At 63.5% G+C, this 18,201-nt stretch carries 5 protein-coding genes; all 5 read left to right on the plus strand.

Translation table 11 applies throughout. The features are described 5' to 3' along the window. Position 1: 1 nt before the first annotated feature. A complete protein-coding gene (locus tag O4H62_RS01575) occupies positions 2-2,314 on the plus strand; it encodes a hypothetical protein (protein WP_269385394.1) in 2,313 nt (770 codons plus the stop codon). 219 nt (positions 2,315-2,533) lie between these two features. Next, a complete protein-coding gene (locus O4H62_RS01580; protein WP_269385395.1) occupies positions 2,534-3,703 on the plus strand; it encodes a hypothetical protein in 1,170 nt (389 codons plus the stop codon). Continuing rightward, positions 3,700-11,010, plus strand: a complete 7,311-nt coding sequence (locus O4H62_RS01585; RefSeq protein ID WP_269385396.1) for a hypothetical protein — start codon at positions 3,700-3,702, stop codon at positions 11,008-11,010. Before O4H62_RS01580 ends, O4H62_RS01585 begins: the two co-directional genes overlap by 4 nt. Positions 11,011-11,019: 9 nt before the next feature. Further along, on the plus strand, positions 11,020-17,430 hold the full coding sequence (locus O4H62_RS01590) for a hypothetical protein (RefSeq protein ID WP_269385397.1): 6,411 nt from the start codon (positions 11,020-11,022) through the stop codon (positions 17,428-17,430). A 40-nt stretch (positions 17,431-17,470) separates the two neighbouring features. Next, a complete protein-coding gene (locus O4H62_RS01595) occupies positions 17,471-18,046 on the plus strand; it encodes an amidase domain-containing protein (RefSeq protein ID WP_269385398.1) in 576 nt (191 codons plus the stop codon). Positions 18,047-18,201 lie beyond the last annotated feature (155 nt).

Below are 18,201 nucleotides of genomic sequence, written 5' to 3' on the forward strand. Positions count from 1 at the left end.
GATGAACGGCAAGCCGGGACGCCCCGAAGACGCGGACAACTTCGTCGGACCGTATGAAAGCTGGATGCTCCGGCATGGCAAGGATTTCGACCTGCCGGCCCTGCTGCTCGACAAGGAGCCGGCCATTTCGGCCGTCGCCGAGTGGCCGGGCGGCTTCGACGCGGAAGCGCATGGCATGGTCGCAAGGGTCGGCGCCATCGACTATCCGACCGCCATGCCGCTGCTGTGGTCCGGCGGCGGTTCCGGGGAAAACTTCAAGCCGGGCTTCGTGCCGTTTCTTTTCCTTCCGACCGATGAAAAGAGAACCCCGCAAACGCTGCGGAAACAGACCATGGGAAGCCGGCCGACATCACTCGAAACACTCGAGCGCTCGCTGACGGGGAGACGGAAACCCGATGACGGCGGGCCTTATTTCCGTGTCACGTTTCCGCTGTTCCGCGACACGGTCGATGCCACTCTTCAGCCCGGGCGGAGACCGCCGAGAGCTGGCCGCAAGAAAACGTCCAAGGCCCCGCCATCGGTCATCATGGCGGTCATCGACGACGGGATTCCCTTCGCGCACGCCAATTTCCGCGCAGCCGACGGATCCGGGACCCGCGTCGACTACTGCTGGTCCCAGGCCGCGCCTTCCCGCAATGACGGCACGATCCTTTTCGGGCGGGAGTTCACCAAGAAGGCCATAGACAAACTGGTCAAGGACCACGCCGGTGACGAGGATGCGGTCTATCGCGAGACGGGCGTCCTGTCGCAGCCCGGCCGACCGCCGATGAGCCTGTCGCGCATGCATGCGCATGGCGGCCATGTTCTCGACACGGCAGCCGGCCGATGGGACTCCGACACAGATACGAAAGTCCGCATCATCGCGGTGGAACTGCCCTCCTCGGCGGTCTGGGACACATCCGGCTTCGGAACCGACATGTTCGTGCTGAGCGCGATGCATTACATCTTCGACAGGGCGGACCGGATCGCGGCGGAACACGGCGTCGACTCGCTCCCCCTCGTGATCAACTTGAGCTTCGGTGTGACCGGCGGCCCGCATGACGGCAACTTGGCCATCGAAGCGGCGATCCAGGAACTGATCGCCGCGCGCCGCAAGACCGACGCCCCGACGGCACTCGTCATGCCATCCGGCAACGTCTTTCTCGACGGCACCCATGCGGTGCTGACGGAGCGGCATTTCGCAAGCGACAATTCAGCGACACTGACCTGGCTGCTTCCCCCTGCCGACAGGACATCCAGCTTCATGGAGATGTGGCTGCCCGCGGGTGTTGATCCTTCGGGACTTTCCGTCTCGATCTGCGATCCGGACGGCAGGACGATCCTCGTCCGGAATGTGCTGCTGTCCAATGCAGCCAATCGCAACGCACGTCCCGGATACGCAGAAACCGAACCCTTGTCGGAGAACTGCAGGGATTTTGGCCAGTTCAGCATCGACAAATACCGCAATGACCGCTGGCGGATCATGATCGCGCTGGCACCGACCGAATACAACGGCGACCGGACAGCCCGCCAGCCGGCCAAGGCGGGCGAATGGACCGTCCGACTTGCCAAGCGACCCGGCTCCCGGCTGCCGTCCTTTACCGACGCGCATGAGGGCGACGGAAAGGTTGCGGGCGGAATCCAGTGCTTCATTCAACGCGACATCCAGTATGGCAGCGGCAATACGGGCGCCCTGCAGAGCCATTTCGTCGATCCACTCAACATTCCCTACAACAAATGGGGCGCTCCGATGGTCACCGATTCCGTTTCGGACGGTGGAATGGCGGTTGTCCGCCGCTTCGGAAGCCTGAACGGAATGGCGACCGGCAACGCCACGCTGGTTGTGGGCGGCTTCGATGAGCTGACGGGCATGGCTTCGCTCTACAGCTGCGCCGGCGCCCTGCGCTACGACACGGATGGTCGCCCGATACAGGTCGGCAAGCAGGTTACCGTGTCCGCCGTGACCGATCGCTCGCCTGCCCTGCCGGGCGTTGTCGCAGCCGGCACCCGGAGCGGCATCATGTTCCCGATGAACGGAACCTCGGTCGCGGCACCGCTGGTTTCCCGGCAATTGTGCAGGGCATTTGTGAACGGCGCCCACAAGGATGCGTCATTCGAAACCGTGCTGGCTGACCCCGACGATACCTATGCTTCGCTGTTGCTGACGATCAAGGCAGGCGTGAAGAAGACCAAGGAGTGGGGGTTTGCGGGCCCCGATTCCGACGAGAGACTGGGCAAGCTTCTCGTCCGCCTGCCCCGCCGGAACGACCGCGACGACCAGGAGACCATCCTTCAGGCCTACGATCGCAGCGAAGGTCTGATGGCGGTAATCTAGACGGGCGGGACTGCTGCCTCCGAGCGAAGTCGATGGCTTCACAACCGGCACGGAGCCTCGGTTGCCGGCGCTCATCGGCGATTTTGCCTGAACCTTTTGTAAAAACGCAGCAATCCGAGATATCCGCGCGATTTCTCTTTCACGCTTTTTTCACTCACGCGGCAAGGTCGATCGGCAGCACACTCACCTCAAGATGAATTGCATCGCCAGGAGGTGATCATGCAGGGCAGACTTGGGTGGATACCGGCAATCATCGTATCGGTGAGCATCCTGTGCTTCTCCTACGGCCTCTATACGGTCTACATGGCCGGATCGATCCTCGGCGAAACCAGTCGTTCCTTCAGTTCCAACGTCGGCGGGTCTCCGGACTTCCAGGCACGTATCGCGAAAAGCTGTGCAGCCGATCCCCGCGGCGCCGTGTGCCCGCATCTGGAGAACCCGGGGAAGCTGGCGTCGTGCTGGGCGAAGGACGCCGCTGACGCGCCCGGCGAAGCGGCCTGCGCACAGGCCTGGAGCCTGTCGCTGAGCGCCACGGTCGAGGAACGCACCAGGCAGATGCAAGGCCTGCCGGGATGGATCGACGCCCGGGCCGTCAGGTTTGCGAGCGCCTCGGCGCAGGCCCTTCAGGCACCCTATCTGCTGCTGCTTGCCAGCCTCGCCGCTCTCTTCGCGGCCATCGGCTACGGGGTGACCGGCAGCATCTGGGGCATCGCCGTCAACCAGAACCGCCGGCTGTCGCTTTCGCAATCGCAAGCGGTTCTCTGGAGCACGCTGATCATTTCCGGGTACGCGGTCATGGCGCTCTTCAATGTCGGCGCCATGGCATGGAGCAGCTCCGCGCTGGATTCCGGCAAGGAGATCTTTCCCGACATCGACTGGTCGGTCTTCGCGCTGATGGGTCTTGCAGCAGCGGTGCCGATGACCACCTCGGTGATAACCGATGCCCGCCCGCTGGATGCGACCTATGCTCCGAAAGGCATGATCGGCGGGGCGCAAGTCGGCCTGGCCGCACCGGAGCGCAACGAGGCGGCGCAGAAGGCATCGCTCTTCGACCTGTTCCTGGGCGAAGACATCAAGACCAAGGACCGGATCGATCTGACCCGGGTACAGAACCTCCTGTTCTCGGTGCTGCTGTTGATGGCCTATTCCAGCGCGCTTGTCTCGTCGCTTCATCTGCTCGGGCCGGGGGTGCTGCTCGACAGCGCTTCGGGCGGCTTGCGGGTGTTCGAGGCGATGCCTTCACCGGGCGCAAACTTCCTGACGCTCGCGGGCCTTGCCAATGCGGCCTACCTGATCGGCAAGTTCACACCCGGAAAGGCCAACCCGGCCCAGCCGGCCGGTGCGGACGACGCCGCTGGCGCCGACCAGAACATCGGAGCAGGCATATGAGCACCACCCTTCTCTCGTTTCGCATGTTCGGCCGGTTTCACTGGCCGCCGCTCAATCGCGCCATCGGTGAGCCGGCCGGCGACCTGCGCGATGGCTGCGTTGAAATCCACTATCACCAGGCGGCGGAGGGCGAGCCATATTACGCGCTGATGCGATGGCTCGCCGCTCCGGAAAACCACGCTCAACGAACCGACTGGATCAAGCAGACCAGACCGGTCGGTGATCTCGAGGCGATCCGGTCGCTGCCCTACACCGATGACGAGGACCTTGCCGAGATCGTCGAGGGTGGTGATTTCAGCCTGTGGCTGAACAAGCCCCCGGCAGCGCCAGCTCCGAATCCTCATACCAGACCGAGGCTGTCCTTCTTCGGCGGCACGGTCTTCGATCAGTTCGACGACCTGCCCGACTACACCGCAGGCCCCTACCCCAAGCCCACGCTGCGCTGGCCACTGGTGCCGGAAGTCGCCTTCGGCGGCCGCCATTCGGGGATCATTTTCGGGCAGAGACAGAGCGAGACCAGCTTCAACCACAATTTCCGGATTTCGCTCAACCTGCCAAGTCCGTTGGCGCCGGACGGCACGCTGAACGAGGCGGGGGCCGTCCGCTTCTCCGGGGTTTTCAAGCCCGAGGCCGGCGCACGAAACGATTGCGGCGCACTTTCCATCCTCGCCGTGGACGGCGACGACAGTACGCACTCGCTTCCCTCCCAATACAACAGGTTCGGCCGCTTCAACCTTTCGGATGGCGCTTCCGACATGGCCAAGGGCTATGTCAGCACCGGCGCGACGCGCTTCTGGGGTAAAGCCAGGCCGGATCTGGCGACCCTTCTGGAAGCCTGCGGCGCGGTCGTCACAGAGAAGAAATCGACCAGGGAGATCACCGGCGGAGACGAGACTACAAGAAGTCTTCGCTTCGGCGATGACAATGGCGACCTGATCACGATCCGCCGCATTGCCTTCAAGGCCAACGGTTTGCGCCTCAACCTGCCGCGCGAAGGCGTGAGCGACTTTACCTTCCCGGCAGACACGACCCTGAAGGCCGATATCGAACTGGCGTCTGCGGTCTCGGACGAGGCTATCGCCGGGGACATACGAGCGCCAGGCGCGTTTTCCCTGAGAGTACACTGGCTCTGGAAGGAAACCATCTCCGATGCCGCGGGCGCGGGCATGCCACGCACATTCAAGGAAGCATCCTCCGACGACACCTGGTTCGAAAGAGCCCTGCACAATGCGATCGTCTCCATGCACCAGACGCGGCTGGCACTGCAGACGGTCCGTGACGAACAGCCGGCGAGCTTTCTTCCCGAACTGTCGGTCGAAAAAGGCGGCAAGGTTCTTCTGACCCTGGTGCGCAGCGCCAAGGTGCAGAGAAATCCCGAAAGCGGCACAGTGCTGTGGGGCGAAGGCAATGCGTCCACCCGCAACCCGGCCGATGGCACGCAACGGCTTCGTCTTTCGCTGGCGCCGCCGCTGCTGCCCGGAGACAACGCTTCCAGGCCGGTGTTCCGGGCCTATTTCCCGGGGTTTCAGGCACCCTGGCTGCCGGACCCGAAAAACCCCTACGACCACCATCATCTTGAGTTCGGCTTCGACGAGCAGGTTTATGCCGAACCGACAGGCCGCTCCTTTGCCTTCTTCAGGATCTCCGAGCGGGAGGACGCGAGCAAGCACCGGCCAAGATTCTCCGGACGGCTGGGCAGCCTGACCTTGGACCGGGCCGCCGACAGGCCGCTGCTGCGCGAAAACATCGTCAAGCGGAGCGAACCGGAAAATCAGAAGACGGCAACGCTGGCGCCGAACAACTGGCTTCGGCTGCATCCCCGGCAAGCGCTGACAGACAGCAGTGTCCTGACGTCGAACGGGTCGAAGGCGAGCCGGTATGAACTCGATGGACCGATGGCGGTCGCGCTCAAGCTTCAGATCGCCATTGACGCCGTGCGTCCGGTCGCGACGACCGTGCGCTATGGCGACCGGAGCGACCGCATGCCGCCGCTGCTGATCCCGCTTGCCGCGCCGGACAGTTCAAGCGACGGCGACTTCATCCTCGACGTGCAGGAGACGGTGAGCGACGATGCCGATCGGCGGCTCGCTGCGGAGCTCCTCTTCGCGACGGAAACCGGCGGTTCGCAGGATTTCGTGCTGCTCGGGCGGGAGCCGTGGACGGTCAAGCAGTTTTCGATGCGGCGGCTGGGTTCGGAAGCCAATGCCGGCAGCGGCACCATTGCCGACTATGACAGCGACACCCAGCAATGGGCATTCAAGGCGCCGGAGGAACCCTATTCCTACGTACTTCCGCCGATGGTGACCGGCGACAGCGCCGACAAGCCGCGGCGGCTGGAGATCCATGACCGTGGGCCCGATGACCGGCATCCCGGGCCATTTGCTGCTGATGGCAACGGATTGAAACGCTTCGCCGTCGAATCCCGGTTCGGACCGTCGACACGGCTCTGGGTCGACCCGGACGACCTCGACAACAAGCTCATTCCGGCGCCGTGGGCGGACCACGACCTGTTCCGGTCACGGCAGGTCGGCGGCGCCGGAGTGGCCCTCAAGGGGTTTCGCGGGGAGTTTCTCTACGGCATGCCGGTCGGTATTGACGCCACCGGAAATGTCAGCCGGGTGCGCGTGTCGGAGATCGATGCGGTCGTCGGGGAAATGCCCTACCCCGACCTGGATGACACGGTCTTCCAGGGGCCGCTCGACAGGCGCTGGGCCGGACTGTCCGAAGCCTATCGGCAAAGGCCTGAAAGGCTGGAGTTCTGGCAGGCCGACAGCGAGAACCTGCTGGCGTTTGCCTATGCCCGTTTCACCAACGGCGTGGACTTCGCGTTGCGTCACACCGCCCTGCACAGGCATCCGACCAGCGACGAGATCGAACCCACGCAGAATGCCGCTGCGCCGCGGCTTCGCTATCATCCCAGAGGCTTGAGCGGCGGCGCGCTCTGGCCCATCGAATCCGCCAACCTGGCGCGCTACATCGGCGACAATCCGGAATCGGATGGCGGCGCCATCGAGCGGATCGCCCTGTCGCCGATGGGCGGAGATGCCGACCAGGCGGCGAAGTTCCTCAAACGGCAGGTCTCGATCATCTCGGAAACCCGCGCCGGCTTCGTCCAGCGCCAGAAGGTCGAGGTGATTGGCCGCATCGGGGTGTTCTGGCACCGCGCCAAGCACGTGGTCGTCTATGAACGCACGGTCAGCCCGTCCGAACAGTTTCCCGCCGAGGGTGCAACGCGGTCGCGCCGGCCGATCCTGCGCAAGGTCAGCGAATATGTCGAGATTCTGGAGCCGGAACGGGTCTATCCGGACTTTCCCGATGTCGCCGCGCGCAGCGTCGGGCCACTGCAGGCGGTGCGGTTCAATTCACGCATCATCCATGTCGACAGCGCCTGGAGCGAGGACCTGGGCAATTATGGCTGGCGCATCCCGTTGTGGAACCATCACAGCGCGCGACAGAACCCGCGCATCTACCCTCAACCGGATGTCTCTTTCGTCACGCGGGCGGAGGGCACCGCCGAAACCGCCACGACCGCGCAGGAATGCCGCAACCCGGACAACATCTTCTTTGTCGCCGATTTCGAGACCGGGGGCGACCGGACGGACCTGTGGCCGCCGCGCCCGGGCGTCGATTTCTCGCTGCTGCCCGATCCCGGCCTGAAAATCTTCGAGCAGCGCAGCAAAGCGGGAGACGACGAGAAACGCGTCCGCAACGTGACCCGCATCCCGACCGGGTTTGGCCGGTTCACCTGGCGGCTCGCGACCTCGGGCCAGCGCACGCAGATCAACGCCAACCGGGCCAGCAAGCCGATCTTCGTCGACCTGGAAAGCATCACCTTCATGCGGTCGGTGCCAGCCACCAACACCCACGCCAAGCATGCCGCGAAACTGGATAAGGCCTCCCAAGCCTTGGGGGCGCTCGGACACGGAGAAACAGAGCGCCCCCGCCTTCCCTACTGGCACAAGAATGCCGACGCACCCGCAGGTTTCGAAGTCGTGGGTGTAGAACTGACGAAATTGAACGAGGCGGTTGAGAACAAAGAGAGGCTTGAGGAAGCCGACAAGCCGTTGGAAGAGCTCGTAGCGGCGGACAAGGTCATTGTCGAAGCGAAAAAGGCTCTCGAAAAAGCGCTCTCCGATTTTCAAAATTCACCTCCCGCCGACGTCGCAAGCGTTGCCAGAAGGATCAATGCCCTCATCGGGTCCGAGGCCTCCCTGCTTCCCGATCTCGCCGGGCTTCCAAGCGGGAAGTTTTGCAAGAAACTGGAGACCGACATTTCGGGTACCTTGCGGCGCAAGAAGCTGATGTTGCTCGACGGAATCAGGGGCATTCAGGCCGAGACCGAAGCGTGGATCATCGCGACACCGGGACTGACAAGAGAAACTGTCGGAAAGGACGTCGAGACGGCCGTCATCAAGGCGCTCGAACCGTTGCTGTCGGAAGCGAGCGCCGACATCGGCAGGCTCGGCAGCGGGGTGCAGTCCGCGCGTCTCATCGTCGCCGACCTGCACGGCGACATCCAGACAAGCCTTGAAAGGACCTTGCGCAGGATCGACGAACTCAACAAGAGCTATGACAGGGCAAAGCCCTGGTCGGCCAATCGCCTCGACGGCTTCGCACGCAAGCTCGACGACCTCACGAGCGGTATCGGCGACGACATCAACGCCGCCCTCACCGAGGCGCGCCAGAGGCTAGCCGGCGAACTGGAAGGCCTTTCCGCCAAGCTCGCTGCCGCCCTCTCTTGCGAGCTGGGCCGGCTGGTGACAACCCGAGACCTGCTCGATGACGCCATCTGGAACGGCGCGGGACGGGTCCGGGAGATCGCCGGCGAACTCGCGCTCAAGACCGATGCTTTGACGTCCGCCGACGGCCCCCTCGCCAAGGCGCAGGCCAAGATCGACGACCTCATGCAGAAAGGCCCGAATGCAACCCAGAAGGCGATCCTGGAAAAGCTCTCGGCAACGCTGAAGACCATCAGCGGGCTTGCGCAAACCGCCTCGATCAGCCTCGAGAGCCTGGCAGCCAAGGTTGATGGAACTGCGGCCTCGCTTTCCGAAGTGCTGGTCGAAGCGGCGAGTATCATCGCCACGACACTGATCGGCGCAACGAACTACGGCCAGGCACTTATCGACGAACTTGCCAATCTCAATGACGAGTTCTTCGATGATCTTGACGATCTCGCCGCAGAGGTTTCAAGCACACTCGGTTCGGCTCAGGAATGGATGACCGGCGAGATTGCGCGTCTTGCCCGCATGGGCGAACAGGCGGACCGGCTGGTGGCGCGGGTTCGCGGAACGGCACAGCGGGTCATCGCCGATGTCGGCGCGATGGAGACTGAAGCGGCGGCTTTCATCGACCGGGCCGCCGGCGACCTGATTGCAGCGGCGAAGGACGTGCAGGACATGCTGGCGCCGTCCGCGATTGTCTCAACGATCCTCCGGCCTATGGTGATCCATCCGACGCTCGATGCGGTATTCTCCCGGTTTCCGGTCGAGATCATGGACGAAACGACTCGGAATACGGCGCTTGCGGCCGTCCGCAGCCTTGCGCAGGAAGCGGAGAACCGCCTCGACGGTCTTGAGGGGGCTACCCTTCCGGGGACAGAGGCGATTGCAGACCGCTGCGCAGCGCTCGGAAGCTCGCTCGATGACATCTATGGACAATTGGAGGATGTGCAGGAGGCCCTAAAGAAAAAGGCGAAGGCTCTCGTCACCGACCTTTCCGGTCTCAACGACGCCGAGGCCATCATCGCCGCGATAAACAAGACCGACCGCGCGGTTCGGGCGCTGGCCAATGATTTCGGGCAGTCGGTCGATGCGGCGGAGGCCTATTCGCACCGGGTCGTAGATGCGCTCGGGAGTGTTTCAGACGGCGGCGCTTCGGCCTTTCCGAACAATGTCCTCAGGCTTTACTCGGCGGCGACCAGCGCGCCGGAACTCGGGCAATTGCGCGCCAATATCGACCGCATGCGGATGAACTTCGATGCGCTGTCGGACATCATCGCCAACACGCCGGCCAAGGCCTATCTCGACCGCCTGGGCGACGAGCTCAAGGCGATGGGCCTGTCCATCCCGTTCGACCGCATCGGCGAAACGCTGCTGCCGAGCGATCTCAGCAACTTCGATCTCAACCGGCTGATCCCCGACTTCGGCGGCATCAACCTGTCGAAACTGTTTCCGGGGCTCAAGGCGCCCGGCGCGCTTCGCGATGCGATCCGGATTTCCCATGACTTCGATGCAAAGACCAAGCGGGCCTGGGTGCAGATCGACGTCAACGTCAACCTGCCGCAGCGCGCGAAGCTGTTCTCGGCCGGCCCGTTCCGGATGGACTTCGTCGACAGCCGGCTCAACGGGTTCGTGCGGCTGGAAGCCGCCGCCGACACAGAACAGGTCAGCCAGAGCGACCATGCAACGCTGAGCACGAACCTGGAAGCCCTCGTCTCCGGCCAGAAGATGGCGGGCTTTGAAAAACTCGCCATCCACTACACCAAGCAAGACGGCACCGATGTCGATTTCGATCCCGCCAACATCAAGCTCAACGACGTGCTGCAGTTCGTGCAGGACACGCTCGGGACCATCTTTCCCGACAGGGTCGGCATGCTCAACATCATCAAGGATCGCGGCATTCCGATCGGCTTCGAGAACGAGTTCTCGATGCCGGCGATCAGCCTGAATTATGCAACATCCGGCATCAGCAACATCCAGATCTCGAACCGCTTCCGGCTGGTCGCCTATCCGGACTTCCTGATCGCAAACCGCTTCAACCTGTCCAAACAGGAACTGCCGTTCATCTTCTCGTTCTTCATCCTGGGCGGCACCGGATACGTGCAGGTGGACACCGAATACCGCCCGTTCGATGGGCAGCTTATGGTTCTGGTCTCGGCGGGCGCCGGCGCCTCGGCGGCTATCGGATTTGCCTTCGGTCCCGTATCAGGGTCGGTCTTCATCACGCTCAGCGTCGTGCTTTCTTACCGGAAACTCATCGGCAACGACAACAGCAGCAGCCTCTCCGTCGGCCTGTCGCTGGTCGTCGCCGGCAATGTCGACGTCTGCGGGATCGTCAGCGTCTATATCGGCCTGATGCTCGACCTGACCTATCGCGACAACGGCCAGATCGACGCCAACGGCCGGCTGGTGCTGACAATCCGCATCTCGCGTTTCTTCAAGATCAGGGTCCGCACGGAGGTTCAGTACAAGCTTCGCGGCGGTCGATCGGAAACCGTGACCCGGACAACGACGGGCCTGACCGCCTCGGATGATGTCCAGAAGAAGCTCGACAAACTCAAAAAAGCGACCGCAGCACTGCAGTGAGGTTTCGCCATGGAAAACGACCAGCAATTCCTTTGCACCGTCAGCCGCCAACCCGCGGGGTTTGACGCGCAGCAAAACGGCACCTTCTCTGTCTTCACGAGCTTCGAGTGGCAAGGCGCCGAGGAAGGCGGACGCGATGCCTATGAGCGTTTTCTTGCCCGTCAGCGCGGTTTCCAATTCAGGTTCTTCGAAGTGGATCTGGGCGAGGACGTGATTGAGGCGCTCAAGGCCGGAGACCCCCGCACACTTGAGGCGCGTCCTGTCGAGACGACCGAAATCACGGTCGAGGGACAAGGGACCGCCGATCCCGCCTTGGTCATGGGGTGGCTCGACAAGCGCAACGATGGCCAAGGCAACGGTTTCTGGCGGACACCGGGGATGAGTGTTGTCGGCGCCGTCAACGCGACGGACCTCAAGGCAAGTCACGCACTTTCGGGGTTGCGGCAGTCGATGGCGCCCGTCGCCGAGATGGTCGGGCTGCGCCGTCGGGTCCATCCCGAGGCCGTGGCGGCCGACAGTGTCGCAGCCCCGCGCGTCTGGCTGTTGCTTGCCTTTGACGAGGCACCGCCAACCGATGTCATCGAGGTCACCGCATATGCCTATCGGGTAGAGGGCGGTGAAAGGCTCCTGAGCCTCACCTATCCGAACGGGGCGGAAGAGGTTCATTACACCGTCAACCTGTGGACCGGAGCCCCGCCGGCAGCCTTGCCGAGGTCGATCGTCGGGGCCGATGGATTTGTCGCCCTGAAGCAAAGCGGACCGGAAGCGCAGGCGTTGCTGCAGCATTTCGAGGAACGTTGCCACGGGCTGTTCTGGACCCTGCCTAAACTGCAGCAGCCGGAGGTATTCAAAAGGATCGGCAGGTTCGAAACCGAGCCGGCAGCGCCGCCGCACCCCAACCGAGCGGCGTTCGACATCATCGATATCGCGGTCGCCGGCTGCATTTCGGCCCTCGATCCCATCGTGCTGGCACTGCGAATGCCGGGCCTCTCCGATAGCGAGGAACCGCCGGAAGGAAACCTGCTCGAACACCTTGTCGATGCAGTGCTGGTCGCCTGCGCGAAAGCCGCGGAAGGCCTGGAGGACGGCAATCCGCTGCAAGCGCGGCTCGAAGCGCTTGATGGCACCGGGGTTTTGCGGATCCTGCGGGACACCATCGCCAACAATCCGCTGTGTAAGGAAGGAACGCCGAGCGAGATTGTTGCCGAGTTGCGCCGCGTTCTCGATCTGGCAAGCGCACCGGACGTTCTCTCCCGGCTTGTCGGCCTCCACGACAAATCAGATGATGAGAAACTTGCTGCGATTGCCAAACTTTATGAGGCGTTTCCGGCCACCGGCGCCCACCACTCGGGCATCGCTGCGGCGCTTGAGGGGGCGCTGCAGGACCTGGCCCTCTCGCTGAGCACGGAATCCGGCGCCGAAAAGGCAGCGATCCGGCTGATTGCCGGCTCGGGAACCGGTGGCGTCGTGAACGCATTGTTGCCTGAAGGACTGGCGGACGACCAGCGCAAGATCGTCGAGACCGCATTGAACAGGGCCTGGGGCGATTTCACCGCCTTCCTCAACGGGCCTTTCAACGGTTTCGAAGCGATCCGGCGCAGCAACAACCACCTGTTCGCCTGGGCGGCGTCGCTGGGGCCGAACGGAGAGGGTATCGGCGAACAGCAGGCCCTTGCCGATGTCATCCGGGCCAATGGCTTCTTGGCGACACGCTGGGGTCCGCCCGCCGCCGTGCCGGTTCCCGCGGCACGCCCGACGTCTTCCAGCGAAGCCTTCGCGCATCTGGCGGGGTCGCTATGGCACATGCCGAACGGATTGCGATCGTACCTGCGGAAAGCGCTGATCGAAGGCTCGGGAAGAGAGATCGACGAAATCCTGTCGGAAACCGGCTTCCGCCCAGACCTGCAGCCGCGTCCCTTGCCGATCCAGATCGCCAGGACGGCCAACCCGGACGACGCGGCCGCTTTCAACCACAGCTACAGCGGCGTGTGCGCATTGTTGCGCGCGCGGGGCGAACCATGGCGGACCCCGAATGTCTGCGGTCTGGACATCTACGATCCAGGTACGGATTCCTACCGGGATTACACTTCCCTGCCCTATCTCGGCCCGGTGACGCCAACCGCCAACAACGGCATCTCCAAAGCCTTCATCGGCTATGAAGGCAGGCCTTTCACATCCCGCGTTTTCGACGAGACCAAACCGCAAGGCGCCGAAACGGCGGTGGCGGACGCCTTTGCGCCGGTCTACAGGCTCGACAGCTTCGACTTCGATCCGGAGACAGCGCCGGCCTGGGCCGGCTCGCCGCCGTTGGCCTACGGGGTCTCCTACCAGCTGATCGAATTCGCCGTCGCGTCCGACGGGACGCTACCTCTCGCCTTGCAGACATCCGCGAACGAACCATGGCGGATGCAGATAGGTGAGGATTTCCCCGACGGCGTCGTCCCGGGGCTCATGCCGATCGACATCTCCTGCAGCCGGCGAACCGCCATCGGCCGGACGGAATTCCAGGCAGACGAGGAAACCGGCACGGCTGCACGGATCGGCGCCACGTTCGAAAATGTCATGCCGCTGGCAGCGGACTATCCGCGGCTTGCGCTTTCGCAGCACGAGGTGCGGGACCTGTTCCGGCAATCATCAGGCGAAGGCGCATTGCGTCTGGCGCACGTGCAGGATGCGGCGGCGGCAACGAAAACGAACACCAAGGACGGCGAAGGCGGCAATCATGGCGAGCCGATCGGGATATCGATTGCCAATGTAAAGGCTTACGCCGCCAAGACCCTGAAAATCGGCGTCCTTTCCGACCCCAGGACCGGCCCAGAAAGCCCGGCTGGCGGGGCGGGCATTCCGTATGTGGAGGTATCGATCCCGAAAGGCTATCGCTCGCTGCAGATCGAATTCTCCAAGCGCACGGCCGACTCGGCTGAACTGACGGTGAGGTGGGACGGCAACACCGCGGCCAGGATTGAAATACCGGTCGACGAAGCGCGCCTGTACTGGCTCAGATTGGAAATCGACGCGGGAAGCCTGTCCTTCGAGGCACCGGTGCTTTCATCCGGCCAGGCGGCGGAACCACCCAACTTCCCGCAGCCACCACTGCTGCTGCTGGCGCAAGAAGGGCACGGCTTCAGGGACCGTTTCGGCGAGGCCGCAACGATTCAGGTCAGTCATCCCAGGATGGGAATCGAGGATGTGGAACGCTGGCTTGCCAATCCCGACCTGGTCGCCGCCGCCGGGTTAACCAAGACAGGCAGTCTCGATCGCTTCATGGATGCGCTGCGGGCCGCGCGCATTGTCGCCGTCTGCGACGAGAAGATCGCCACGTTGCTCGACCGCCTGCCCGATCTGGCGGTCAGCGGCCTGCTGTTCGAACTGCTGCCGCTCGACAGTCTTGAGCATGACTTCGATGGTTCGAAATCCGTGTTCGTTCCCTCCCCTGACCTACGCGACTTCGACCCGGTGCCACGGGGCGATGATGCTGTCGGCAGCTCGTTGAAAACGCTAAGAAACCTGTCCGAAGCGTACATCACGGCCGTCACCGTTTCGGGAACCGGGTCGGATTTCGGTTTGCAGCGGTCGGGACGCAATGTCCTTGTCTCTGTGCCGGAGGGTGCGGTTGCGCTGCTCCGGGTGCGGCCCGCCATCAACCCGGGACTGATGACCGAGGGGCGGTTTGGCGCAAGCCCCCTGCATGCGGGCCTCGGCCAGCTCGCCGTGGGCAGATGCGAGCACGGCGGAACCGAGCTCCTGCTGTTTGAAGGCAACAGCCTGACGCTTGAAACCATGAGCCCGGCCTTCGAAGCAAACAAGACTGGTCTCATTGCCGAAGCCGAGACGCGCCTGCGTATCATCCCGGGCGTCGCCGAGGCCAATTCAGGCGCCAGCGACAGCCATGCGCGATCCTATGGTCTTTACGCAGACGCCCCGGCGAGCCAGGCTTCGGACAATCTGTGGCGCCTTGTCGGGCGGATCGATGTGGGAACGCAACGCTGGGTCACGACCGGCAAGCCGATCTATTCATGGGTCGATCCGCTCAAGATCGTTCATGCGATCGACCCGGCAAGCGGCGCGGGAACCCGCACGCCGATTGCCGATCTGAGCCTGCGGCCATCCGCCGATCCCGGATTGGCCGCTCACTACGATGACCTGCTTGCCTTCGAGAAAGAGGCGTTCCACCAGCGCGGCGACATTGACGAGCGTGCGCCCCCGGTCCGGCTGGAGCCTCTTCCGGCGCGAACCTTGCTCAAGTCCGTCCAGTGGGACGACCCGACGGCCACCTGGTTCCGCCACCGGTTCACGCTGCGCTCGCGCTACGAGGGAGCCTATGCGGAATCCAGCAAGGCGACGATCAAGGCCTGGCAAGAGGGCGCCGATCCCTGGCTCAAGCGTGCAGTCGTGCTGGCCGACGCGAGCCGGATCGAGCCAACGCGGCCGCAGCAGCGCGCCTTGCTGCCCCTGACCAAAGCGCCCGCCGACAATGCCGACCCGGCGCTTGCGGCACCGCCGATCCTGACCATCCTGCAGGAGCCGCCGCATGCGGTTGGCGGACTTGCCGACAGGATCGTCTGCGGGCTGCAGACCAGCCTTGGCTTCGAGACGTTCAAGCAGCAGGCAAAAGACGGCGGCGACTCCGGCAAGGACAGCGTACGGATCCGCGACGCACGCAAGGAAATCGGCCCGGATCCGCGTCTGAAGCAGTCGCTCTACAAGACAGGTCCGGACAATTCCGATCCGGCCGCGGGCGTGGCCCTGCAGGTGGAAGGGCCGATCGGGCTGACATTCGAGCCGAAATCGGCGGATCCGCGGTATGCGAACACCGCCTTCATGCTGCTTGCAGCGGATTATGGCGATAATCCGCTGGCGCCGCTCGACTTCGAGGAGAGCTTCCTTGGTGTGAAGAGCCTGCGTTACCTTCATCCGGGCTGGACCTTTCATGCCGATGCAAGCGAGCGACCCGACCTTGGCAAACAGACTGCATGGATCGAATTCGAGGGAGCGGGCGAAATACGGATCGGCACGCAGACCGCCATCGCCGTCCGGCACGAGGGCCGGTGCCGGAAAGTGGAAATCGCGCGCAAGCTCCTGCGCAGGCAAGAGGCCATGGACGCCGAACCCATCCTTCTGGCGAGGGTCGATGCATTCGAGACCCTGGCGCTGCTGCATGCGCCGATTGCCCCGGACAGCTATCTGCTCGCAGCCTTCGGCATTCCCGGTGGCGCAAGCGTCAAGGGAAGCGGCAACCAGCCCATCCTGCTCGCAACCATCGAATGGAGCTCCGCCGGGCTGACCGCTAGCGACGCGGCAACCGCGGCCGGCGCAGACCTTCGATTTGGCATCGAGGGCAAACACCGGATTTTTCCCTGCGTCGCATCGCGGCCGACATTCGCCGAATGGACCCGCACGGCGCGGAACTTCGATGTGGCGTCGATCCTTCGCTCGCCCGACGACGGTTCGCCGCCCGACCGGCACAGCGCCACCTTCGCCGACATCATCGCGACCGGCTCTGCGAGCGGCGGCGAGACAGCTCTGCGGTTCCTCGGCGATGACGGCCTGCCGGTCTGGCTCCGCCCTTCCGTCCAGGCCTCACCCTTCGCCCAGCACGTTCACAGGCACATGGCGGCAATCATCACAGAACGCGACCATGCGCTTGGCCGGCCGGCACGCATCTTCCACTCAATCATCAGGGCCGACGGCGCGGAACCGGTGCTGCCATTCGATGCGACCGATCTGCTGGAGCCGCAGATCCATCTGCTGGAATTCGAATCGCCCGCACGTCCGCTTGCATATGGCTTGCCCGCTCCGCTCGACAAGCAATTCGGTTTCTATGATCTCGATCTCAGATCGGTCCTTACCGGGCCGGATGCAACCGGCGAATTTGCCTGGACTGGCATCCTGCTGTCCGGGCGATTTCCCGTCACGACGAGAGGCATTTCGAATATCCGCTTCCGCCTGACCGGCAGCAACGCCGACAACGACGCCTGCGAGTTCGACCTGCCCTTGGCGGAGGGCCCGTACTGCCAGTTCGAAATACTTCTGTCGCGCGAAGCCGTGCCGGCGGCCGGAAGCAGGCTCGTCGTCAGCAAGAGCCTGATCACCGGCCGGGGAACGCGCGAGGATGCGGGAACCGACGAGCGACCGGTTCCGGCGGGCGCATTCCTGTCGCTGCGGATCGCCGGTCTTCAGGCGGATACGCCCGTGACCGAATTCTGGTGCGATCTCTCCCACAAGGCTTGGACCGGCAGTGGCGGGATGGGCGAACCCAATCCCCTGACCTGGCTTTTCAGCGACAGCGACATGATCGCCGACAGGAGAAATGCCCGTGAAGCCACGAGGGCGGCACAGCTGGCCGGCCTGACGGAAGCGCAGGCCAGGATCGTGTCCATCTCCCCCGCCCTACCTTTGAGGCTCGACCGGGAGAATTGATCCGCGGGTTTTCCAGCATTGCCCGAACCAGGAGACAGCAATGGCCAGACTTGAAACCGAGTACCTGAAACAGATGGGGATCGATCCGAGAGACTACAAACAGCCCATGACGGTGATCGTGCCACTCTCGGGGAGGAAGGTGAAGTTCGACAACTGGAAGGCAATTACCTACGCCAAGGACTATTGCAACCGGAAGACTAACGCCTGCGGGGCCTATTATGACAAGCCCGGCAAGACCGATTGCGCGCATTTCATCGCGCATTGTCTGAGTGCCGGAGGCATCGACATCAAGCCGGGTGACGGCAGCACGACCGACTGCCCGACAGGATTGGCAATGCGCAATACCGATCTCGTCGCCGGTTTGAGGGCGCTCACAACGGCTTACAACAACGTTCAAGAACTGGGCATCGCGGATGCAATAATTGGCGACATCGGATTCCTCAACAACCTTATCCGACCATCGCACAGCTTCATGATTTGCGAACCGGTCGATCTCCGCGATCCCCTGAAGCCGGCAAAGGTTTGGTCCCACACCGCCGCCCGTTGTTGCGACGACATGGGAGCGGAAATCCGGCAGTGGTTCGCCACGATGTTCCGCATCACCGACGCTGTTTGATTGGAGCACCGTTTGCAACGAGTATTCGCTGGCCTCGACCTGCAGCAGCCGTGTGACCGACGGCAGAGACATTTACCGCCATTTGCGAATCACCGGCATTGAGGTCACGGCGGCGGCAATAGCCAAGGCTGCGCGGAAGCTGGATCAGCGGGCGA

It is taken from the genome of Parahoeflea alexandrii, from assembly GCF_027214025.1.
Lineage (GTDB): Bacteria > Pseudomonadota > Alphaproteobacteria > Rhizobiales > Rhizobiaceae > Hoeflea > Hoeflea alexandrii_A.